At 35.5% G+C, this 23,989-nt stretch carries 23 protein-coding genes and 1 pseudogene; 21 read left to right on the forward strand and 3 right to left on the reverse strand.

The window, feature by feature from the left end; genetic code table 11:
• Nucleotides 1–47: 47 nt before the first annotated feature.
• The 21 genes from ACC612_RS12150 (at nt 48) to ACC612_RS12250 (ending at nt 21,108) form a co-directional block, all read left to right on the forward strand.
• Entirely contained in the window at nt 48–260 is a 213-nt protein-coding gene (locus ACC612_RS12150; RefSeq protein ID WP_371854821.1) for a hypothetical protein, read from the forward strand.
• Complete coding sequence (locus ACC612_RS12155) at nt 250–1,137, forward strand: hypothetical protein (protein ID WP_371854822.1); 888 nt, start codon at nt 250–252, stop codon at nt 1,135–1,137. Before ACC612_RS12150 ends, ACC612_RS12155 begins: the two co-directional genes overlap by 11 nt.
• Nucleotides 1,138–1,176: 39 nt before the next feature.
• Nucleotides 1,177–1,623 (forward strand): hypothetical protein, encoded by a 447-nt coding sequence (locus ACC612_RS12160; RefSeq protein ID WP_371854823.1) that lies wholly within the window; start codon nt 1,177–1,179, stop codon nt 1,621–1,623.
• Between the two features lie 125 nt (nt 1,624–1,748).
• The gene (locus tag ACC612_RS12165) at nt 1,749–2,042 is read left to right on the forward strand and encodes a hypothetical protein (protein WP_371854824.1); all 294 of its coding nucleotides are present in this window, start codon (nt 1,749–1,751) and stop codon (nt 2,040–2,042) included.
• Nucleotides 2,043–2,087: 45 nt separating this feature from the next.
• On the forward strand, nt 2,088–2,735 hold the full coding sequence (locus ACC612_RS12170; RefSeq protein ID WP_371854826.1) for a hypothetical protein: 648 nt from the start codon (nt 2,088–2,090) through the stop codon (nt 2,733–2,735).
• 546 nt (nt 2,736–3,281) lie between these two features.
• Nucleotides 3,282–3,656, forward strand: coding sequence for a hypothetical protein (locus tag ACC612_RS12175; RefSeq protein ID WP_371854827.1), 375 nt, complete (start codon nt 3,282–3,284; stop codon nt 3,654–3,656).
• A 94-nt stretch (nt 3,657–3,750) separates the two neighbouring features.
• Nucleotides 3,751–4,650: an ABC transporter permease gene (locus ACC612_RS12180; RefSeq protein WP_371854828.1), complete on the forward strand. Its 900-nt coding sequence runs from the start codon at nt 3,751–3,753 to the stop codon at nt 4,648–4,650.
• A 9-nt stretch (nt 4,651–4,659) separates the two neighbouring features.
• On the forward strand, nt 4,660–5,562 hold the full coding sequence (locus ACC612_RS12185; RefSeq protein ID WP_371854829.1) for an ABC transporter permease: 903 nt from the start codon (nt 4,660–4,662) through the stop codon (nt 5,560–5,562).
• A gap of 28 nt (nt 5,563–5,590) precedes the next feature.
• On the forward strand, nt 5,591–7,150 hold the full coding sequence (locus tag ACC612_RS12190; RefSeq protein ID WP_371854830.1) for a hypothetical protein: 1,560 nt from the start codon (nt 5,591–5,593) through the stop codon (nt 7,148–7,150).
• 100 nt (nt 7,151–7,250) lie between these two features.
• On the forward strand, nt 7,251–8,897 hold the full coding sequence (locus ACC612_RS12195) for a Tol biopolymer transporter (RefSeq protein ID WP_371854831.1): 1,647 nt from the start codon (nt 7,251–7,253) through the stop codon (nt 8,895–8,897).
• Between the two features lie 67 nt (nt 8,898–8,964).
• Nucleotides 8,965–10,656, forward strand: a complete 1,692-nt coding sequence (locus tag ACC612_RS12200) for a Tol biopolymer transporter (RefSeq protein ID WP_371854832.1) — start codon at nt 8,965–8,967, stop codon at nt 10,654–10,656.
• Between the two features lie 25 nt (nt 10,657–10,681).
• Nucleotides 10,682–11,512, forward strand: coding sequence for an ABC transporter permease (locus ACC612_RS12205; RefSeq protein WP_371854833.1), 831 nt, complete (start codon nt 10,682–10,684; stop codon nt 11,510–11,512).
• Between the two features lie 13 nt (nt 11,513–11,525).
• Nucleotides 11,526–12,422: an ABC transporter permease gene (locus tag ACC612_RS12210; RefSeq protein ID WP_371854834.1), complete on the forward strand. Its 897-nt coding sequence runs from the start codon at nt 11,526–11,528 to the stop codon at nt 12,420–12,422.
• A gap of 55 nt (nt 12,423–12,477) precedes the next feature.
• Complete coding sequence (locus ACC612_RS12215; protein WP_371854835.1) at nt 12,478–14,046, forward strand: hypothetical protein; 1,569 nt, start codon at nt 12,478–12,480, stop codon at nt 14,044–14,046.
• A gap of 99 nt (nt 14,047–14,145) precedes the next feature.
• Nucleotides 14,146–15,819, forward strand: coding sequence for a Tol biopolymer transporter (locus ACC612_RS12220; protein WP_371854836.1), 1,674 nt, complete (start codon nt 14,146–14,148; stop codon nt 15,817–15,819).
• Between the two features lie 327 nt (nt 15,820–16,146).
• Nucleotides 16,147–17,034 carry an ABC transporter permease gene (locus ACC612_RS12225; RefSeq protein ID WP_371854837.1) on the forward strand — a complete coding sequence of 296 codons (888 nt, stop codon included), beginning with the start codon at nt 16,147–16,149 and terminating at the stop codon, nt 17,032–17,034.
• 3 nt (nt 17,035–17,037) lie between these two features.
• Nucleotides 17,038–17,901, forward strand: coding sequence for an ABC transporter permease (locus tag ACC612_RS12230; protein WP_371854838.1), 864 nt, complete (start codon nt 17,038–17,040; stop codon nt 17,899–17,901).
• A gap of 55 nt (nt 17,902–17,956) precedes the next feature.
• Complete coding sequence (locus tag ACC612_RS12235; RefSeq protein WP_371854839.1) at nt 17,957–18,376, forward strand: hypothetical protein; 420 nt, start codon at nt 17,957–17,959, stop codon at nt 18,374–18,376.
• 46 nt (nt 18,377–18,422) lie between these two features.
• Nucleotides 18,423–19,631 carry an NEW3 domain-containing protein gene (locus ACC612_RS12240; RefSeq protein ID WP_371854840.1) on the forward strand — a complete coding sequence of 403 codons (1,209 nt, stop codon included), beginning with the start codon at nt 18,423–18,425 and terminating at the stop codon, nt 19,629–19,631.
• 2 nt (nt 19,632–19,633) lie between these two features.
• The gene (locus tag ACC612_RS12245) at nt 19,634–20,602 is read left to right on the forward strand and encodes an ABC transporter ATP-binding protein (RefSeq protein WP_371854841.1); all 969 of its coding nucleotides are present in this window, start codon (nt 19,634–19,636) and stop codon (nt 20,600–20,602) included.
• A 50-nt stretch (nt 20,603–20,652) separates the two neighbouring features.
• Entirely contained in the window at nt 20,653–21,108 is a 456-nt protein-coding gene (locus ACC612_RS12250; RefSeq protein ID WP_371854842.1) for a hypothetical protein, read from the forward strand.
• Between the two features lie 302 nt (nt 21,109–21,410).
• Here the strand turns inward: ACC612_RS12250 and ACC612_RS12255 are convergent, their stop codons facing one another.
• The 3 genes and pseudogenes from ACC612_RS12255 to ACC612_RS12265 form a co-directional block, all read right to left on the reverse strand.
• Nucleotides 21,411–23,192 (reverse strand): radical SAM protein, encoded by a 1,782-nt coding sequence (locus tag ACC612_RS12255; protein WP_371854843.1) that lies wholly within the window; start codon nt 23,190–23,192, stop codon nt 21,411–21,413.
• A 27-nt stretch (nt 23,193–23,219) separates the two neighbouring features.
• Nucleotides 23,220–23,438 carry a hypothetical protein gene (locus tag ACC612_RS12260; RefSeq protein WP_371854845.1) on the reverse strand — a complete coding sequence of 73 codons (219 nt, stop codon included), beginning with the start codon at nt 23,436–23,438 and terminating at the stop codon, nt 23,220–23,222.
• Between the two features lie 399 nt (nt 23,439–23,837).
• Nucleotides 23,838–23,989 (reverse strand): annotated as a pseudogene (locus ACC612_RS12265) (IS5/IS1182 family transposase); the annotation flags it as partial.

Here is a 23,989-nt window from a genome sequence, read left to right on the forward strand (position 1 = left end):
AAGCTTCTGTTAGTGAGGCCTCTAGACTAAAAATAGAGGTAGAATAAATGAAGATAAATAATATATCATGTAGTCTTATGTTAGCTGTTCTTCTAGTCGCAAGCATTTTACCAGCAACAGCTACAAGTTCTGAATCTATGGAATTTAGTAATGAGATTGTGAAATCATATGGAAATATAAAATATGCAAGTGTATCAGAGAACTTTTCGAATCCACTTTCACTAAAAGATATAGATACTATTAGAGAAAGTGGTAAATGAGTATAAAAAGCAGAAGGGAATTTCAGAGGTTCCTATAATCTATTCAATACCCGAAATTCCAGCCGGTGGAGAAATCATCTCTTACTCCTTCAAGATTAATGATGATGGGACGACAAGCCAGTATGTAGGGATTGTAGGAGATAAGGAATCTGTTTCAAAAGTTCATGAAAGATCCGATGAATGGTACAGTGCTGAAGTAGTGAACTTTAAAGTAAAGCAAACAGAAGACACTACCAGTAATGACATTGATGCTTTTGTTTCTTCTAAAAGTGGAACGGAATGGAGTCAACCATGCTACTTCTATAATGACTATTATCTATCACCTTATGGCGGAGTAATGAATAACTACGAATTATATGTCCTAATGAATGATGGTAGCAACACCTTAGATTGGTTTGCAATTCTGCAAGAGTCAGGACTTGAGCCAGGTTATCGTGCTTATCCAATATCACCGTGGAAAAATGATTTATGGTATGCTTATCAAAAATGGTGTAATGGTGGTCTTGGGAATGAACAACTTTTTAAGTTTAAGCCATCGTCATCTATTTCGGGAGAATATTCAAGTGGCTTTTCTATCTCTGGAGGATCAGGAGGAGTATCTGCAAGCATATCTTGGACATACTCTCAGCCAGATGTATCAACTTTATGTTACAGTAGCACTAATACTGACATTGCATACTGGAAAATGACATGTAACAGTAATGCTGCGAAGACATCGACATCCCTTGTAAATCCTGGTAGCACAGCAAGTGGAAATCAGCATACTACGGGCAACTATAAAATTTTAGATGTCAAAACCACAGGGATATTCCGAAAAGACTCCCTTAATTCTAAAATATTAAGCACTACATCGTCTCCATATATTAGTTACAGTTAAATACTGGCACTGCCAGTTCTAATTTTTTAGAATGGTATCATGAACAAAGTAGTTATTATATTAATTGTTTGTACGCTTGTACTTGCAATCTATATTCTCACACCAGTTGAAATCGAAGGCATTGTTGACCATAAATTGATTATTGGGTGCAATGAGAATACATGCGAGGAAATACTCAACAGACCACATCCAGATGCTCCATGGATATCCGTGGACAACAAAGACTTCGAAAAATTCTTCTCTCCGACAGATAAGAATGTCTTTGTCAATGATTCTATAAAAGAATTCTTGGAAAGGAAATACACTAGTATTAACTATTGTGTCGCTGTACAGGTAAATTCTGAAGATCCGCTGAATGATGTACCTAAAGGTGAGACATTCACTTATTTTGTCAGTATAGAAAACTTCAATAAAGTAAAAATTGGAAATAAAGTCAAATGTAAAGTGTCAAGGTATCGAATAGACAAAATCACTATTCTGGAGTAATTATGAAGAGCATTAAGTGTAGTTGGACAACAATATTTGCAATTTTGGTTATTATGTGCCTATCCTTTCTATTAATAGCCGTTTTGCATACTGGATTTTTCGAGCAGGAACATCTGTTTTTCACCGTGAATAATGAAGATGTATATCCACATGAAGTTGTTGTCAAGATCTTTGATTCAGCAGGAATTCTTATTTTTACCGATAAATATGCATTGGATCCCGGACAGTTTGTGAAATCCCCTTCAGTGATCAATGAAACCGACGATGGTGACACATATATGTACAAAGCCACATTAGAAAACAACATAACCAGCACATACAATTTCACAGTTGACTCTAATGCAGCAGCTAGTATCCATATATATAACGACTCGGAAAATGCAGAAGCCTATATAGACTTTGGATATACGATAGAATGAAGTAACTCTTTGCAGATTCCTCAACTACAGGATAAGAGGTGAACAATGAGAAATCAATTCAGAAACATACTCCTTATAGGAATACTTGTGATTAGTTTATTGTTAGCAACTACAGCAAATGCACAAGAAAATACAACTACGGAACTAACCTTTGGTCCGGAAACTCTTGATGAACTTAGAAATGATTCGAATTTTATTGTTAGTTATGGAAGTATACCTTCTTATGGAAGTTTGGAGGAAAGACAACAATGGCTTAATGAGCTAGATAAAATATATACAGAAACCGATATGGAAATATCAAAATACATGTATCCAGATGGCCCCGTTACAAGCCATGGTTACACAATTAATGGCGTTCTTGAAGTGGAAGTTAATACGAATATTGAAAAGCCTTTGATGGATGAAATATATCAGATATTTGATTCAAAAGCAAGCCAAATGGGAATTAAGGGAGTTCCAGTAGTATTTGTTTATGGAGATCTGGCTGTGCCAGTAGCAGGAGAAGCTACTTCAATTGTTGAAAAAAATAATTCATCTACATCTCATGAAAAGGACCCTATAGAGCTCAATAATTCAAGTAACAATAATAAATCAGATCGAAACGACTCAAATAAAAGTAATTATGCACCAGGTTTGGGGATACTAGGAAGCTTAATTTGTATATACAGTGGATGGAAGTTTAGAAAGATGTAATGTAAGAAGGACTATGCGAAAATTATTATTACCATATTTCTTGATAAGAATCACCTATAGACTTTTTTCTTTTGAAAGTATTTATTTCTTAGTCAATCATAAAGAATAATATCTCGGTTGACTCTGAAAAAATACTTGTATTTAAAGTTAATGTTGATGTCATTTCAGGAAAAAACAACACGTTGTATCAATAAAAACAGTCTTACTCTGTAGACTTGTCCTCATGATATTGTTTTATAATTATTTTCATTTTAATAACATAGGATGTAGATAATATAAAAAAAGAATATATTAACTACTGTTTTTATCAGTTCGGGCAATGGCCATAATAGTTTAATAAGATAGATGATTACAATCATTTATCACATTTAGACAATGTGAGAGGGATCCGAACTGAACTTTCTGGATCTATTCGGATCCCAGATTGCCCAAAGGCAAGACAATATTGGTTTTACTTATGTATAAAATCATTGCTGTCCTGCCTCTGGAGTAAAGAACAAGAGGTAGAAAATGAAAATAAACAGTTTAGTAAAATTAGGACTAATGATGCTTGTTCTGCTCGTCGCTACTGGAGCAGCAGCAGCAGCAGGTGGGTCCTCGTACAGCACAGCAAAATCAATATCTGTTCCAACTGGAGACATAGATTATTGGATTGGAACGTGTAGAGCTAGTCCGGGTGATTGGTATAAATTTAGTGTCGTTCAAAATGATGACTGTTATATAGATCTACAGAGAACGTTTACTACGGCTGGAGGACAGATGAAACTTCATGATGGTCAGAATAATATTGAAGCGTGGGTATCCACTACTCATAATGACCATTATGCAATAGACATTACTAATGTTCCTCGCATTCAAATCCTAAAAGGAACACAATCAGCATATGAGTTCATTGCTGGAAGAAACTATGTGTATGGATAATTGGAGAAGTAAAACTTCTCCAATTTATTTTTAAACATTAATGGTCAAATAGACTATTTCCAAATCTAATAAATATCAGGGATTACCGAATAGCATGAATCTGAATATTAAGAATTCTATTATTATCGCACAAAAAGAATTTGCTGACGACCTGTGGAGTCCACGATTCCTTTCCCTTCTTACAATTTTTACATTGATCTTGTTCTCCTTCAGTTATCGCAGTACGGGAGAAAACACCTCATTCCTTGAAATGGGATTTGTTAATGTAGCTCAGATAATCGCTGTTTTTCTCCCTCTTTTGGGAATAACACTCGGCTTTGACCGCATCGTTAAAGAAAAAAGAAATGCCTCTCTTAATGTACTTCTAACACAACCGATCTATAGAGACAATATTATCGCAGGAAAGGTATTGGGTGCAATGATAACTCTTGTGCTCATTATATTCGTTTCGATGAGTGCATCGATCGGAACAATGATATTCGTCTCTGGTATCCAGATAACTGCCGAGGAACTAATACGGATATTTATATTTACAATAATTAATTATCTTTATCTCTCTGTTTTTCTGATGCTAGGAATATTCATTTCAACTATATCTAAAAATGCAATTAACTCTCTTTGTTATGGTATTTGTATTTGGCTTATCTTATGTGTAGTATTTGGAAGCTTTGCCTTAGTCATTTCAACTATGTACACTGGCCAATCTTTACTTGATCTTGGTAATAATTATCAAGCCATGGAAATCAATGCTCAGCTTCAAAAACTAACTCCAGTACATTATTATTCAGAGCTTGTGATCGGGCATCCGTGTATGACCTGGGGAGGTTTTTCAAAAAACGATCTGGATAGCATTTGTGGAATATTTGATCCTAATTATTCAGTTGGACAGTGGTTAAAAGAATATTCTGTTGAAATTATTGTCATAATATCGACTATTTTGATCCTCTTTGTCATGTCATTTGTATCCTTTTTGAAACAAGATATAACTAACTGAGGAATATACATGAGCGTACAAAATCGAAGCAGGGATATTAATTTAAAAAATATTTTCCTAATTGCTCAAAAAGAGTTCGCAGACATCGTATCAAGCCCGTTATTCTTGATGTTCATCGTAACTTACACCTTGATTGTTCTTGCTTTTTCATTCCGGAGTGTATACTTGTATGAACATATTGGAAACTTAACACTAATGTCTGGATTAAGAGGAATAGTACAACAGATCGGATGGTTTGTACCTGTTATTGCTATAGCACTTGCGTTTGACACAGTTATTAAAGAGAAAAGGGCTGGATCATTCAATGTACTCTTGACTCACCCGGTTTTCAGAGATAATATAATCACAGGAAAACTTATTGGAATTATCAGTACGCTTCTGATAGTCATTGTATTCTCAACAATAATTCCGGTTGGAACTATCCTGGTATACACTGGCACAGCCATAAGTGCTCTGGAACTAATTAGGATTCTTTTTTTTATTTTTTTAACTTTTTTGTATGCACTTATATTTGCAGAAATTGCAATTTTTGTATCTATACTTGCTAAAGAGTCTGAAGATTCACTTGTTTATAATATCTTGATATGGTTATTGATTTGCATTGTATCCGGACCTATAATAATTTCAATTGCTTCTGCCGCTACAGGACAAGACAATGTCCCAGACTTAGCATACAATTTGATATCTGTTACTCCACTTCACCATTACAGTGAAGTATCACTTGGTGAAATCGATCTCAGCTGGGGAGGGATTAACATTGAACCAAATGTCAGAGGTATTTTTGATACTGAATTTATGCTCGGCCAATGGTTCCATGAATTCTGGCTAAACATTTTATATTTGGTTCTAACCCCTATAGTACTATTGGTTTTATGTTTTATTTCATTTTTAAGAAAAGATATGACTCTATGACATTTTCTATTCTCATAAGGTGATTCAAATGTTCAAAATGAAAACAATTCAAATCATACTACTCATTGCTTTAGCCTGTATCCCTTTTCAGCCACTGGCTGCAGGCACCAGCATCAAACAAATGAATACAACGATCATAGCTGACCTGAATCAGACTATAGATAAGGATATAAGAGGTCTTGTTGATACTGATCGCCTTGAAATTGAATTGGGGCCTTATTATAATGTCATCTGGAGCCCTGACGAGAAAAATGCACTTGTCTATGTATTCCTTAATGTATGCCCAAAAGGAAAAGGAGATACTCAGTCAGGATATATTTCTGCGCTCTATATAACAGATGCAGGATTCTCAAACATCTCGCGTGTCGCATGGACAGAATTTACGACCACAGACTATGGAAAACTAATTAATGCACCTTCATGGAGTCAGTCCGGTGATCATTTTGCATATATGGAATTAACACAGGGAAAGATGTATTCGATTACATCAGCTAGGCTTTTAGTACTTTCAACTGACCTGCAGCAAGTCCAGGAAATTGAAATGGACAAACATATGGACCAAAATCCTGAAGACCCATTCATTTACAAATGGTCTCCTAATGAAGAAAAACTTGCTGTACCTACCCCTGGGAAACTGATCATCTATGATCCAGTTAAAAATAACAATTTAACCTTTTATATTGATACAACTGTATCTTTTATCACAGAGCTAGAATGGTCTCCTGATGGGAATAAACTCACTTTTTTAGAAAGCCCTAAAGGTATTGTAAATATAGATGTCGATAAAAAAGAACAACATCAGATATATCCATTTGAAACTACTGGACTGTATAATACAGAATGGAGTCCAGACAGCAAGAAACTTGTATTTTATGATCTGAATGGAACAGATAAAAATGATGAGGGTTTTTTTGATATTTACATTATGGATGAAAATACAAACACTACGGAAAGAATTAATCTAAAAAAAAGTAGTTATTGGGCAATAAACTGGTATCCTGACAGTGAAAGACTTCTAGTGGTCGATTATTCAAATGGATCGAGTAAACTCTGCTCTATTTCAACTACCGGAGATGTAAAAGTCCTTTTTGATGGTGCAGAAATGATCGAAGGTCATTTCGGTCCTGATGATTATACATCCGTATTGGATCTCTATACTTCTAAATTGGTTGTATTTAATGAGTCTTATGAGCAGGATTTCTCAAATGTGACAAGAAGTTCATGGTTCAATAACGATCTCATGTTTACTACTGATAGTAAAACATCTATCTTGAATACGAGTACAAACACAATGTGGGAGATCCCCATATCTTCAACTACCCCTGATTTAATCAGCATATCTCCTCAAGAACATTTTATTGCTATCGATAATATGGTCCTTGCAATGAACTATGGGAACAGTCCAGGAACAATTGCCAGGGATCAGAAAAATGATTCAGCATCTCAAGTAACTGTACTCAACAGCAGTAACAACCAAGAGCAAAAAATAAATACTACAACTGCTTCTCAGGCTCCTGGTTTCTCTGCACTGTTAGGATTAATTGGATTTGTTGTTGCTATGGCGTTTGTACATATCAAAAAACGATGAGTAAATCAAAAAGGGACTTAGATAAAATGTATTTTTATAATACTCGATTCAAAAAGTTTTGGATTATCCAGAACAATTATTTTTAATAATTGGTGACAGAATGAATGATAAATGTTATGCAATCTTAATAATCCTGCTCTTTGTAGGAGTAACGGCAGCAGAGCCCATTTCTGGAAATATTAGTTCACTTCAAATAACCAACTTAACTCATTCTGAAAATGGATTTAAAGTATTTTCTCCTAAGTGGAGTCTAGATGGAAGATACTTAATTTTTGGTTCCTTTAAAAGAATATCAATGGCCGAATCCATTAACAAACACTACTTATTAGATATCCAAAATCGAACATTTGGAGAGATTGATTATGGTATAACGGAAAAGGAAAGCAGTTATTTGTCACCGGACATTAACTGGGTTCCAGGCAATAATAAAACATATTTTTCTCTCTCAAAGGTAGATGAAGAATATGGGTCAAATACAGTAATTTGCAATCCAGATGGTAGGGATATGAAATCAATAAGTTCTTGTGATGCTACTTTAAAAGTGGTAATCTCAAATTTAGGACGAAAAATTCAATATGGTGATCTCACTTTTAGTCCGGATTATAAAAAATTAACTTACATATATACGGATCCAGCAAACTCCTTTGGAAATATCTGGATTGAGAACTTAGATGGAACTGAAGCATTTGAACTGCAGGCAAATGCAAATAGACTTATGTGGTGTAATTCAACAGTTTTCATTTGTCAATCAGAAAATGGAAGCATAATTGTCAAAGATATCAATGGAAATTATATTAGGACACTTCCTTCACCTAATAAAGGAGAAGAATATTTGCTACAGTCAATAAGTCCTGACCGGAAAAAAATAGCTATATGTTCAATGTCTGAAGATTACATCTCCAACATCGATGGATCAGAACCAGTAAGCATAGACAAATCAAATCTCGAGTTCTTTGATGAAGTACAACTTGAATTTGGTATCTGGCAGCCGAATGGCTCTGATATGCTATTGAATGAGAATGGAGATCTATATGTAATAGAGGGAACTGAAAATAATAAGCGGTTATTGTATAAAGGCAACGCAACTCATCCTCAATGGTTCCCTGATGGCACCAAGATCCTTTTTATTGAAAATGAGACTCAAATGTATTCTATAGATATCGATGGAACACATCTTCTGCATATTACAGATATCGGATTGACAACGCATTACATCTGGGAGTTCTATGATTTTAAGCAGGCATCGATTAGTCCATCTGGAAGAACGATCGCATTTACTTCTGCGATCAGTGAGGACGGTAAAATTATTGATCATGAACCTTCGATCGAATCTAGAAAACTCATTGAAGCACCACTTTTTACTATTAACTCTGATGGAACTAACCTCACCCAAATAACTCCGGCTGTAAAGGGAAGATATGATTTTGTAGAAGGGTGGAGTCTGGACAGCAAGATAGTTACAGCATCCACTACCCAATTCAAAAACGATGAAACTACATATGGTAGTTCCTATCTCATTTCATTGGATGGAACAAATTTAACAGATGGTTGGAAAGAAATGCCTGTAAGTAAGATTCTTGGTAAAGATAGTATTGTCCAGTCCAACAATAGCAGTCAGGCAAGTGTAGAGAACATCGAGAACAAAGAAGTATCTAAGGAACAAACTCCTCCCGGATCACCTGCATTTCAGCTGACAGACCTGTTTGTTTGTATTATTTGCGTATACTTACTGAAATTGAGGAAATGATGGAATCGTTAAGCGAGTTCTGGACAGATCTGATTAACCCAAACAGTTTTTTACATTTGGTGACAAAATGAGACAAAGTATTTGTATAATAGTAACCCTGCTTTCGATTATTGGACCAGCTACATCAGAACCTATCTATCCAAATGCAAATACCATTGCTGCTACAAATTCAGTATCAATAAATAATCTGATACACGCTGATAAAGGATTCGATTCAAGTTCAACTTACTGGAGTCCAGATGGAAAATTTTTACTTTTTAGATCTTTTGAATCGATTTCAATGTCTGAATCCATCAACAAACACTATCTTTTGGATGTAGAAAACAAAAAATATGGAAAAATAGACTACGGAATAACAGAGAAAGAAAGTAATTATATTGGACAAACTTTAGGATGGACACCATGTGGAAATAAAATATATTTTTCTGTACTAAAGATCGGACATGGAAGAGGAACATCAGGGTCAAACGCCGTCATCTGTGATCCGGATGGCACAAACATGAGGGCAGTTGACTCAAAAAATAAAAGCACTCTTTCTAATATTATTGCCAACCTTGGAGGGGATGTTATGTATGGAGATCTGACATTCAATCCGGATTGCAATAAAATATCTTTTGAATATGAAGATCCCGGAAACTTTGTAGGAGATATTAGGATTGAAAGTTTCGATGGAACAAATCCTTTTGATTTCCAAACTGATGCAAACGATCTTGTGTGGTGCAACTCTACAATTGCCATAGTTCAATCATGTAATGGAAGTATAGTAGTCAGTGATGTCAATAGGAATATTATTTACTCATTCACTCCTCCCAGTGAATCTGAAAGGTACTTGCTATTATCGGTTAGTCCTGATAAAAAGAAACTATCTTTTATGGAAATAGATAAAGATGATAATATTCGATATTATATCTCCAACATCGATGGATCAGAACCAGTAAGCATAGACAAATCAAATCTTGAGTTCTTTGATGAAGTACAACTTGAATTTGGTATCTGGCAGCCGAATGGCTCTGGTATGCTGTTGATCGATAATGGAGATCTGTATGTAATAGAGGGTAATGTTAATAAAAAACGTCTATTATATGAAGGCAATGCAACTCATCCTCAATGGTTCCCGGATGGTAACAAGATCCTTTTCATTGAAAATGGAAATCAGATGTGTTCTATTGATCTTAATGGAACGAATTTTTCTCATATTACAGATATTGGATTTACAACTCCTTTTGCAGCTGATACATACCAGTTAAAACAGATATCGATTAGCCCTTCGGGAAATACTATTGCATTTACATCCGGGTTAGATCAAAGTGGGAAAATGGTACTCTATGAGCCATCCATAGAATCACAAAAATACATTGCATCCCCTCTTTTTATTATCAATTCGGATGGAACAAATCTCATTCAATTAACGTCTGCTGTAAAAGGAAGACATGACTTTTTAGAGGGATGGAGCCAGAATGGAAAAATGCTCACAGTAAACTGCATTCAGTTTACGAGAGATGAAATTAAGTCCAATAATTCGTATATATTTTCATTGGATGGAGCAAATTTAACAGATGGCTGGCAAGAAATGCCTGTAAGTAAGATTCTCGGCAAAGATAGTATTGTCCAGTCCAACAATAGCAGTCAGGCCAGTGTAAAAACCATAGGAAACAAAGACGAGGCCAAGGATCAAAACACACCTCAGTCACCTGCATTTCAGATGACGGACCTATTTGTTTGCATCACTTGTGTATACTTGTTAAAATTGAGGAAATGATAGGATGATCAACGCAAATGCTATCATGACAATTGCAAAAAAAGAATTTTCGGATAAACTCTATGAAAGAAGTTCATTGATTTTGATGGCAATATTCATAGGAACACTATTTGTTTATATCCAATATGCATCAACTTTTTCAGACGTGGTACAAATCATTGGAGTTTTTTTCCCATTAATGGGAATAGCTTTGGGTTATGATGCAATAATTGCAGAGAAAAACAGCAAAAGTCTCAATGTTCTTATGACACATCCAGTATACAGAGACAATGTAATTATTGGAAAATATATTGGTATATGTCTAAATCTTTTTTGTATTGTGTTTTTCTCTTTAATGGTAATTATGGCATCTGATTTTTTGATCTCAGGAAAGGTTGCTCAGTTAGAATCAATTACAAGGTTATTCTTTTTTGGTTTTTTTACTTTTTGTTATCTATTAATCTTTGCATCTTTTGGAGTTGTAACTTCAATTATACTAAAAAGCGAAATTGCATCTCTTACTTTAGGAGTCGTAACATGGATCAATCTATGCTTTGCACTTGGGCCTACCATAATAATGTTAACTTCTATTATTACAGGAGAGTCAATGTTTGATTCCACAGATAAATTCTTTTCTACAGGTTATTTGTTATTTAGTATCTCTCCAATACATCACTTTGCAGAAGTTACTGTAGGATTACAGGATTTAAGTTATGGAACTTTCAACGTTGCCAAAGAAATAAATGGTTTTTTAGATACTCGATATACAATTTCCTACTTGCTTAATTACTATTGGCAAAACGTACTTTTTCTGATTGCACTTCCAATTATCCTCATAATTGGATCTTATATTTCATTCATGAGGGAAGACATCTAAGGAGTTTTTAAAAATGCCCATTAATGCCCATAAAGCAATGGTAATTGCTAAAAAAGAGTTTGCTGACCATTTAACTAGTCCAGTATTTCTTTCCTTTGCAGTTACTTTTACAATTACGATTCTTGCTTGGTCTTATGTCAAAGGTATGGAAGTAGATTATACTTCAAATGTGCTTGGGATGCCTGATCTTATGAGAGGCTTTAAGGGAATGGCAATGGTTGTTGGGCGCTTTGCACCTGTTATTGGTATTGTCATGGGTTTTGATTCGATAGTAAAAGAAATAAGGTCTAGCTCAATGAATGTACTATTAACACATCCTGTATTCAGAGACAATATAATTGCAGGAAAAATCATTGGTTCAAGCATGTGTATTCTTCTAACCCTTATTATTTCAATTAATATCGCTGCTGGAGTTATGCTTATAGTTTCCGGAATGCCAGTTACAATTCAATATTTAACACGTATTGAGATTTTCGTAATGCTAACGTTCTTTTACTCTTTATTCTTCCTTGCAATATCAGTGTTAATATCAACTATAGTAAATAAATCAAATATTTCTCTATTATACAATATTGCTATATGGCTTGTTTTTACTATACTATTCGCTCAACTGATATTTAGTTCAACATATGTTTTAACTAATGATGTTCAAGCCGCAAATAGCCAAACGCTTAGCTTACTTAATTTTGTTCCAGGCCATCATTATGTACTTGTCTCAGCTGGTATGCAAGATGTTGTAAGAGAATCATTTGATGATTTTCCAAAAATTGCAGGAGTATTTGATACAGGTTACACCTTATTTGAGTGGTTAAGCGAATTCTGGACAAATCTAATTGTTCTTATCGTATCACCTATAATTGTCCTCATACTCTCATTCATAGTATTTCTACGGAGAGATATTACATTATAGATTATGTTCCAAAAAATTTATACAAATATTAATTCCAAACAAATAGGTGATTCAAATGTTCAAAATGAAAACAATTCAAATCATACTATTCATCGCTTTAGCCTGTATCCCTTTTCAGCCACTGGCTGCAGGTACTAGCATCAAACAAATGAATACAACGATCATAGCTGACCTGAATCAGACTATAGATAAGGATATAAGAGGTCTTGTTGATACTGATCGCCTTGAAATTGAATTGGGACCTTATTATAATGTCATCTGGAGCCCTGATGAGAAACATGCATTAATTAACGTAAAGCTTTATGTTTGTCCAAAAGGAAAAGGAGATACTCAGTCAGGATATATTTCTGCACTTTATATTGCAGGTAAAGACTTCTCAAACATCTCACGCATTGCATGGACGGAATTTACAACCACCGAATATGGAAAGATAATAGAATCGCCTTCCTGGAGTCAATCTGGGGATTTTTTTGCATATGAAGAATTAACTGAAGGGAAAATGTACACGGTAAAATCAGCTCAGCTTTTCGTTGTATCAACTGACATGCAACAAGTTCAACAAATCGAGATGGATAACAAGATGCTTTACAATTATAACTATCCATTAAATTATAAGTGGTCTCCTGTTGAAGAAATGCTTGCTGTACCTACTCCTGGGAAACTGGTTGTCTATGATCCGGTCAACGAAAATAACCTTACCTTTGATATTGATAATGACATCTCTAATATTGATCATCTCGAATGGTCTCCAAATGGTAAAAATATCGCTTTTTTGGAAGGACAGGACGGTCATAAAGATATTGTAGGTATAGATATTGATCAAAAAGAACGCCATTTGATGTATTCAGTTGAAGATATCGGAATGTATGATACACTGTGGAGTCCAGACAGTCAAAAACTTGTGTTCTATACTTTGAATGAAACAGATGAAAATAGCGAAAATGGTTATGATATTTACGTCATGGATAAAAATACGAACACTACTGAAAAAATAAATCAAAAAAGAGGTATATATTCAGTATTAAATTGGTATCCTGACAGTGAAAGACTGTTAGTGGCCGATGATTCAATTGGATCGAGTAAACTTTGTTCTATTTCAATTACCGGAAATCAGAAGGTCCTGTTAGATGGTATAGAAGTAGTCGAAGTTCATTTAGGTCCTGATGATTATATATCAGTATTAGATACCAGTACCTCTAAATTAGTTATATTTAATGATTCATATAAGCAGGATTTCTCAAATGTAACAGGAAGTTCATGGATCAATGATAATCTTATGTTCACTACTAATAGCAAAACATCTATCTTGAATACGAGTACGAACACAATATGGGAGATCCAAAGATCTGCAATTTATCCTTATATGATTTGCATCTCTCCTCAGGAACATTTCATTTCGATGAATAATACAATCCTTGAAATGAACTATGGGAACAGTCCAGGAACAATTGCTAGGGATCAGAAAAATGATTCAGCATCTCAAGTAACTGTACTCAACAGCAGTAACAACCAAGAGCAAAAAGTAAATACTACAACAGCTTCTCATGCTCCTGGTTTTTCTGCAATCTTAGGATTGATTGGATTTGTTGTTGCTATGGCTTTTGTGCATATCAAAAAACGATGAGTAGATAGAAATGTAAATTGACAATTATGCATATTATCATGCTTGACCAGACCAGTTCTGGATTATCCAGAACTATTATTTTTAGTAATCGGTGACACAATGAAAAATAAATGGTGTATAATTCTAATAATCTTCCTCTTTGTAGGAATGACAGCAGCAGAGCCTGTTTCCGGAAATATTAGTTCACTTCAATTGATCAACTTAATTCATTCGGAGAATGGCTTCATAATACATTCTCCCGAGTGGAGTTCAGATGGAAGATACTTAATTTTTGGATCATTCAATCAGATATCCATGGCGGAATCCATTAACAAACACTACCTATTAGATTTCCAAAATCAAACATTTGGAGAGATCGACTATGGTATAACCGAAGAAGAAAGTAATTATATGTCACCGGGAATTAGCTGGATTCCAGGCAATAATAAAACATATTTTTCTGTATCAAAACGAGGTGGTCGTGGTGAGTTTGGAGGAAACACTGTAATTTGCAATCCGGATGGCACTGATATGAGAACAATAGGTTCTTCTGATACTACTACTCTATCCGATGTAATATCTAATCTAGGAAGAGAAATTGTATACGGCGATCTTACTTATAGTCCAGATTATAAAAAATTAACTTTCATCTATGAGGATTCAGAAAACTATTTTGGCAATATCTGGATAGAGAACCTGGATGGAACTGAAGCATTTGAACTGCAGGCAAATGCAAATACACTTATGTGGTATAATTCAACTGTTGTAATTTGTCAATTACAAAATGGAAACATAATCATAAAAGATATCAATGGAAATAATATCAGGATACTTACTTCTCCTAATGCGGGAGAAGAATATAGCCTCTGCTCGATAAGCCCTGATCGGAAGAAAATAGTCGCAGGTTCGAGATTAGAAAATGATGATGAATATCAACCTTATCTTTCTAATATTGATGGGTCAGAATCATTGAAAATAGACCAATCAAATATTGAGTTCTTAGATGAAACACAATTTGAATTTGGTATCTGGCAGCCGAATGGATCTACTATGCTATTAAATGAGAATGGAGATCTATATGTAATAGAGGGAACTGAAAATAATAAGCGGTTATTGTATAAAGGCAACGCAACTCATCCTCAATGGTTCCCTGATGGCAACAAGGTCCTTTTTACTGAAAATGGGAATCAGCTCTATTCAATAGATCTCGATGGAACACATCTTCTGCATATTACAGATATCGGATTGACAACACATTTCATCTGGGAGATCTACGCTTTTAAGCAGGCATCAATTAGTCCATCCGGAAAAACTATTGCATTTACCTCTGCAATCAGCGAGGACGGTAAAATTATTGATCATGAGCCTTCGATCGAATCTAGGAAATTTATCGAAGCACCGCTTTTTACTATTAATTCTGATGGAACTAACCTTACTCAAATAACTCCAGCTATAAAAGGCAGATATGATTTTGTAGAAGGATGGAGCCCGGACAGCAAGATACTTACAGCATCCACTACCCATTTCAATAACGATGAAACTATATTTGGTAGTTCCTATCTCATTTCATTGGATGGAACAAATTTAACAGATGGCTGGAAAGAAATGTCTGTAAGTGAAATACTTGGCAATGAGAATAAAGTCCAGCTTAACAACAGCAGTCAGGCCAGTGCAAAGGACATCGAGGATAAAGAAGTATCTAAGGAGCAAAATCCTCCCAGATCGCCTGCATTTCAGCTGACAGACCTGCTTGTTTGTACTATTTGCGTATGCTTACTGAAACGGAGGAAATGATCGTATAGTTTAGCGAATTCTGGATGAATCTCATAAAAGCATTGAGAATCTTAAAATTAATTTTTTCCCGATAACAGTTCATTCAATGGCCATAATGAATAAATAAAATGCAAATGAATAAGAAAGAAACACATTGGAATAATTTAAGAAAAGGTGGAAGATATCGAATGAGGGATTTAATAGAAAGTAAAATAGAAAGTTGCCTGGCAAAAAAATCGATTCCTCATATTCGAAAAATGATCTCTAAACCCATATCAGCAAGTTATCTGTTTCATTTTATCAACAGATCGTTTGCACAAAAATGCAATGTATTTATGAGGAAATAGAATGAAGCTAAATACTGCGAATATATTAACATTAGCCCAGAAAGAGTTTGCTGATAATGTATACAGCACACGGTTCCGAGTACTGCTTGCATTAGTAATAGTAATTCTTTTATCCGGTAGTATCAGTGATGTAGAAAACCAATCTAATATCTTCGAAGAGGGTTCATTTATTACTGTATATACAATGGGTACATTCTTGCCCATTTTAGGACTTGCCCTTGGATATGATGCAATCGTTAAAGAAAAAGTATCTGATTCTTTGAATACGCTTCTGACACATCCTGTATTTCGGGATAACATTATTCTAGGCAAGATCACTGGAGGTTTCCTTACACTTGCTTTAGTGATCATCCTGTCAATCATATCTTCAATAGGAGTGACCCTTGTACTGACAGGGATCCCGGTCAGCATGACAGAGATCAATCGAATAATTGTATTTTCCTTCGTTTCTTTCATTTACATATCAGTGTTTTTCGCTCTGGGAGTGCTGTTCTCAGTAGTATTTAATAATCCTGCAAAATCATTTATCACAGGTATCGTTTTATGGGCAGTATTTATCCTTGCATTCGGACAGATAACTGCATTAATAGCTTCCGTTACGACAGGTGAAGTTCTTTACAGCGAAAATGAGGAGCATGCTCAGATAGTAGACCAAAAATTACAGTACCTATCTCCTCTCAATCATTATTTCCAGGCAGTGGCTGGAATTAGCATATCGTATGATGAAGAAGATCTAAAGACCAGTACAGGATTATTCGATATGAGTCATTCATTAGGACAATGGTTGAATGACTATTGGACAAATATTGTATTACTTGCAATAGTACCCTTTTTGCTTATCATATCATCTCTATTGATCTTTATAAAACAGGATATAACGAGGGGATAAAGCATGAATGTAAATTTCCGAAATGCAATGACAATAGCCCAAAAGGAATTTGCAGATAACCTTTGGAGTCCCATATTCTTAATCCTGTTAGCATCATTCAGCCTGATCACTATAGCTTCCTGTTATCAGTATGGAGTTATTGCAACGAATTTTGTAGGAATGATGGACAGCCTTATGCCAGGGATTTTACGAGGTCTGTTCTTTTTTACATCTACCTTGTCCCAATTTATACCGCTATTTGGCATTGCTTTAAGCTTTGATACACTTCTGCGAGAAGAAAAGTCAGGTTCTATGAACGTGCTTTTGACTCATCCTGTCTACAGGGATAATATTATAACAGGAAAGATACTGGGAGCCATGATGTCATTATTACTTGTAATTGCAGTATCAATGGCATTATCCATTGGAACCCTGATTATGTTCATCGGTGAAGAGATAACATTATTTGAGATCTCACGAATTGCCCTGTATTTCATTTTTGCATACCTGTATTCGATTATCTTCCTGGGAGCTGGACTTTTTATCTCGATAATTGTGAAGAACACATCAGACTCACTTATCTATAACATAGTGGTTTGGCTGTTCTTTACTATCGCATATTCTGATGTGATAAGAGCTGTACTGTATGTTTTCGAAATCCAGATAGTAGATGCAGATGGAAATTTATCAGTTATCTTCCAACAGTTATTAGGAATAGCACCAGCGTATCACTATCAGCAATTGGTCAATGGACTCTTTGATGTCAGCCAGACCATTACATATGTGCTTTCTAACTTCTGGATGGACCTTACAATATTGGTTGTAGTTCCGATTGTTCTGCTTGTTCTATCATTCATAGCATTTCTGAGGAAGGATATCACATTATGATGAAAATGATTTAGGAGCAAACATAGCATGTCAATGAGATCAGGGAGATAAAATAATGAAAAGATCATACATACTTTCTTTCGCTGCTGTCATAATTGCACTGATCATTATCAGCTGCGTTGCTGTCCCATTTATATTCATGGGAAAGCCAGATCCTCTTTTTTCAATGAAGAATAAAGATACTATTTCTCATAAGGTCATGGTAGAAATATTGGATTCTAAAAACAATTCAATATTCAAAGAAGTATACGTAATGGACCCTGATTCTGAGATCTCTCAATCAAAATCCACATGGTTACTGTTACAGCTTTCCTTCCCTCCGGGAGATAGCAAAGATACCACAATAAAAGTAACAGTAGATGATAATCTCACTGAAGAAAACCAAACAGATTTGCAATTGTGGAGTATGTTTGATATAACATTGTTTGATGAAAATGAAGAATCAGACATTTCTCTGGGAGTAATAGCAGTTTGATTTAACAATGGTCATAGGGAACAGCCCTTCAGCAAAAAGTGGTGCAATGAAAAATACAAAAATTCTCATCAAAATTACAGGAATTGCCCTGATATTCGTTCTAATGGTAATTCCTTGTGTCAGTGCAGACTATTCATCAGTAGCAGTAATTAACCAGATTACTGGAAAGGTAGTATATCCCGGAGATTCTGTTGAATTTCCCATAACCGTAGAAAGCTGTTATAATGACAGTGACGATGCATGGTGCAATATGGTTGTAAAAGATGTGCCTCTGGGATGGAGTGCAGGTTTCTATGAGGACAATGATCAGATTACGAATTTACTATTCCCTGAAGACAACAATCAACCCGAAGATATTGTATTGAGAGTTAATGTTCCTTCAAATACATCAAGTGGTGCTTATTCTATCTGGGCTGAGTTCAAACCTGATGATGGTGACACAATTTCCAGAGAGTTTACCGTAACAGTAGATACAAATGCTGAACCAAATCTGGATCTTTATTCAGCTACTCCTGGTATGGAAACACGCTCAACTGATACTGTAGAGTATATTGCAACTCTTGTTAACAAATATGACCATCGGGTAACTGTTTCCTTAAACGCAATCGGAAACCCGGAAGACTGGAGCATTCAGTTCCTTCAGGAAATAGATGATGAAGATTACAGACAGACAAAATTATCAGTTGCTGCTGATTCTGAACAGCAGTTCATTGTAAAGGTCAAACCATCTCAAAATGCAACTGATGGAGTTTATCCCTTTGAAATCCAGGCAATACCCGAAAATGGGAAAAATGGTGTTTCAATGGGACTTGACCTTACCATCAACAATGGTCTGGAAGAAGAAGAAATGCTCACTATATCCCAGAGTACGAGTAGCATTGCTCTTAATCCGGGTTCTTCTAAGGAGATCTATGTTACTTTAAGAAACTCAGGAGATGAAACACTCAATAATGTGGAACTGAAAGTGCAGGAAGTGACAGGACTTACAACGGAAGTTAGAAGTTTTGGCACTATAGATGAACTCGAAGCAGGAGAATCCTGGGATACATCTATCGAAATAACAGCCAGAGCTGATGCAAGTCCGGGCACGAAAGAGCTGCTTATGCGAGCAGTTAGTGATGAAGCTCAGAGTAAGGATGGTTCAGTAGAAGTAACAATTGAAAAATCCAGTAGTAGCGGATTTATAGGGATTGGGTTAGTATTTGCTGCTATTGTTTTATTATTAATAGTAATTTCAAAGTTCGGAAGGAGATAATTATGGATAACAAGGTAGCTAATGAAAATGTGATCGAACTCAAAGGTCTAACGAAAAAGTTCGGAAAACATAACGAGAGAACAGCTGTTGATTCACTTAACCTTGAAGTGAAGAAAGGTGAAGTATTTGGATTTGTAGGACCTAATGGTGCAGGCAAGACCACTACGATGAAGATGATGATCGGATTGCTTGAGCCTACTTCCGGTAGTGGTAAAGTTGCAGGATTTGATATTGTAAGGGAAGTGATCAATATCCGTGAAGCCACAGGTGTGCTTCCTGAACCTGCAGGATTCTACGATCATCTTACAGCTCGGCAGAACCTAAGGTTCTATGCCAAACTATACGATATTGAACCTGAGGTGAGGGAAAAAAGGATCGTTGACCTGCTGAACCTTGTAGGTCTGGAAAAAGCCATCGATCAGAAGATAGGAGGATTCTCCACAGGTATGCGTAAGAGATTTGGTCTTGCCCAGGCTTTGATCAATGAACCATCTATCTTATTCCTTGACGAGCCTACAAGTGGTATTGATCCTCTTGGTGCTCAGATGATGAGAGATCTCATTAAAGACCTTAAAAAGAATAAAGGAGTTACTGTTTTTCTGAGTTCTCATTCCATGGAGGAAGTCGAAGAGATCTGTGACCGAATAGCAATTGTAGCGAAAGGCAAATTGCTTGCTGTAGGATCTGTGGAAGAATTAAGGGATATTGTACGTGAAAAGGAAGGAGTGAACTATCTCCTTGAAGTGCAGGATATTCCATTATCTGAAGCTATTGATGCTATAAAGAGCATAAATGGAGTACAGGTCACTGACACCCAGAATAGTGTTTTGCACGTACACACAAATAACATGCCACGCAGCGAAATTGCAAAAAGTGTAAAGAATGCAGGTGGAACAATCTCAATGTTCGAAGAAGAGGAAATGAACCTGCAGAAACTGTTCCTTAAGATAGTTGAAGGGGTGAAGGTTTAGCTCTCTTTTCAAATCTCTACATTTAATAAATCGAGCCAAAAGAGAGTATTATGTCAAAAATTGAGATAAAAATTATCGAAACTGTTGGTGGTCTTGTCGGAGTAGTATTGTACATCATCTATGTTTTTTTGGGATTTGTTTTTGGATCTGATCTTTTGAACATGGGCTTCATTAGCGAATGGTTGATCATTGGCCCGCTTCCCTTCTTTATAATTGGTTCGCATTATATTGTTGCCGGAAGTTCAATTGATGAAAAAAAGAGAAAAGATGATGAGATCAGTATCAAGAGCATCATGATCGGATTTTTGATGTGGTTGGCTGTTGCGATCGGATTGTTTATTGTGAAAAGTACAATGAGTGTAACTATTTTTTCAGCTGCAGGACTTATCTTTATGGTATTGGTATACATATATCTTAAAAGCAAATTACCAGAATCTGAAAAATTCAAAGGATTCCCGATAATGTACAGCATTATAATTGCACTAATAGTGTTTTATGTTTTTTGAAATTGAAATCTTATTTTTTGTTTCAGAGCATTTTAGTACATTATCAACTTTAATTTTAATTAATAGTTTTCAAATTTAAGGACGAAATCGACTTGAAATTGAGTCTACATTTTTGATAAAAACTTTTGAGTGATTTACTTCAATTGTTGCTATTAACTATTCCTTTAAAAATGTCACAATATTAGGCATTAAACTATCCTTCTAAGCATTATTAATTCAATATATGCACTATTTTTAGAATATAGAGTTTAAATTCAATACTAAAATTCGCGTAAAACTACGTATTTATTGCCAACTCCTCATTATTTGTATTCAGTACTCAACAGAATAGTATTCTCTTCCATTCTTGGCCAATTTCGGGATGAAGGCCTGTGCATAGATCTATTTGGAGTAGCATCTTTAAATTCCATACCGTAAAAACGTTTGTAGAAGTCATTTGCTTCTTTTTTAATATCAACGCCAAGTTTCCCGGGATACATTTTATCGGTTATGTAAAGTAAACCAAGTATCCAGCGCGGACTTCCAAAATCCCAGGAAGTTGGTATTGCATAAACTCTTTGTTCTACTACTGCATCAGGCTCAATGTCATATTGCCGACAGAGACTATAAAATTCGTAAAGTGGACGTGAAAGTGTTCCTGAAATGAAAATAGTTTTTGGATTATGTTGATTAATGAAATTAGGATGAACATTAATGCCAGGTTTTCCATCCCTATCAAGCAATTTATTGATACTGTACCCTCCAGCAAAGTCCACAAGATTGTTTTCCATTCTCCCTGCATTAAGAGCAAACAAAGGTGAACTCATACAGTAATACACAGAATGACCCTCATTTTCTGCTATGACACTATATACCAATTCCAGGCGTTTTTTTATGAAAGAGATAAGTTCTTCTCCCTTACGTTCCAAACCTGCTTTGCTGGCAATCAGCCTGATGAATTTAAGATAAGAACATGGATGTTGTGTCATGGACTCTATTTTTAAAAGAGTTGCATTGTCAGCGATGCTTTTCCATAAATTCAGTAAGACTTTATCATCGGATACGCCTAAACATGTAAGAACTGAATGGACCATCCCACAAGCACGGGTAATCCTATATCCTCTAAATCCAATCTCATCATATTTCATGGATGGTATTCTTTTAACTGGAACTTTATAACCACATTTGCATGTGTATTCTGTCCATGGTTTTAAAAGCGTGGAGCCCATAGGTCCATGGTATTCTCTTTCTACCAGAAGCCTCCCGCATTGAGGACAATATGTATGTAACATTTCAGTTCCAGGAGAATTAAATAAGTAGACATGGCCTACATGTTCACTTAACTTTTTACATAACCTTTCAGCTTCTCCCACTGATGGTTCAAGCTCAAAGGATACATCCCCGAAGGGTATGAATCTCATTATTTGCATAGGGATTATTGAAGATATGTCTGATAGTGTCTTAGCAACATTTACAATTTCATCTTCATTTCCTCTATAATACACAACAGATGCTTCAACATGCACACCCATTCCAATAAGAGTAGCAATATTACGAAAAACAGGGTCTGATGATGAAACCCCGCATACTCTGTAGCTGCGGTTGGAAAATCCTTTTATTCCAACACTTACGAAATCTAACAGATTTCCAAGCTCTTTAAGTGCCTTATCTGTAAAATAACAGTTAGTAGAGCAACCAATTAGTAAATCATGTTCTTTTGCCAAGGTTGCCAGTTCCTTAAACAAGTAATAATTAGCAGCTGGCTCGTTAAGCATTGAAACAACACCTATACAGTCTTGCTGCAACGCTATTGATATTACCTGAGACGGGCTAAGATTTGGCCAGTCAAGTGATCTGTTTGATGATAATAATCTTGTAACACACCCTGGGCATCGGAAATTACATCCATTACTGAAAACTTGAAGGAATTTCCCCGAAGGATAATAGTGAAGAATAGGAACTGTCTCTATTGATATTGGATCGGCTTTCAGATATCCTATATTAGGATTTTGAAGGACGACATTACCATCGCTAATGTACGTGCCACACCGACCATTGCTGTGTCCATTTATGTCACAGCCAATTTCACATACGTTACACTTCATTATTGTCCCTTCTTTCGTCCTCCTTTACTATGTATTTCGCATATTCTGCATGATGGGGTGTTCTAGTTTACAAGAACTGTCATGGGGTACAACATCTGTGCTTTTATTGTACCCCTTTTTTGCTCCTGTCCTGAGGGTCTCTACCTCTCTCAATCCACATAAATGCAGGCTGGGCATCATTTTCACTATACGTTTTGTGGAAACATATGTGCCTCTATCTTTTAGGATAAGAAGGTAATTCGCCACTACAATACCTCCTGATTTTTCGATTTTGTTATGCCCTTTTTTTCATTCATTGCCTGCCTGCCCTATATTCTGTTCAATCGTTATGTTTGAACGAACATAATGGTATATATAATTTACCCATATTTACTCTATATAATAAAATCAAAAATGTGAATAATACAATGCAAGATAGTGTTTCTTCGAATTCCATACAAATCAATTTTATGGAAAACGGTATCTCTGATAAAAAGATGGTAGCGTTTATATAAAGAATTGAAATACCGGCGCTGTAGAAACCCTTGGTATTCAAGCAAAGATTCAACTGAAGGATATTATTTCCAAATGGACCGTATACATCAAGTGAACATTTAAACCGAATGATATCGAATAAACTCGTATTCTACATAGCCATTGCTGACTCTATGTTAAAAAAGAACAATTAAATGGCTTTGTAGAAATCCTCATTTGAGCAATACATATAACTTTGACATGCCTGTCAAGGTTATGTATCAATAACTTGATTTTAACCTCTTTTACTTGATTCCAGTAGTTTTTTGCCTTAATTTCTTCAC

This window comes from Methanomethylovorans sp. (assembly GCF_041447285.1).
GTDB lineage: Archaea > Halobacteriota > Methanosarcinia > Methanosarcinales > Methanosarcinaceae > Methanomethylovorans.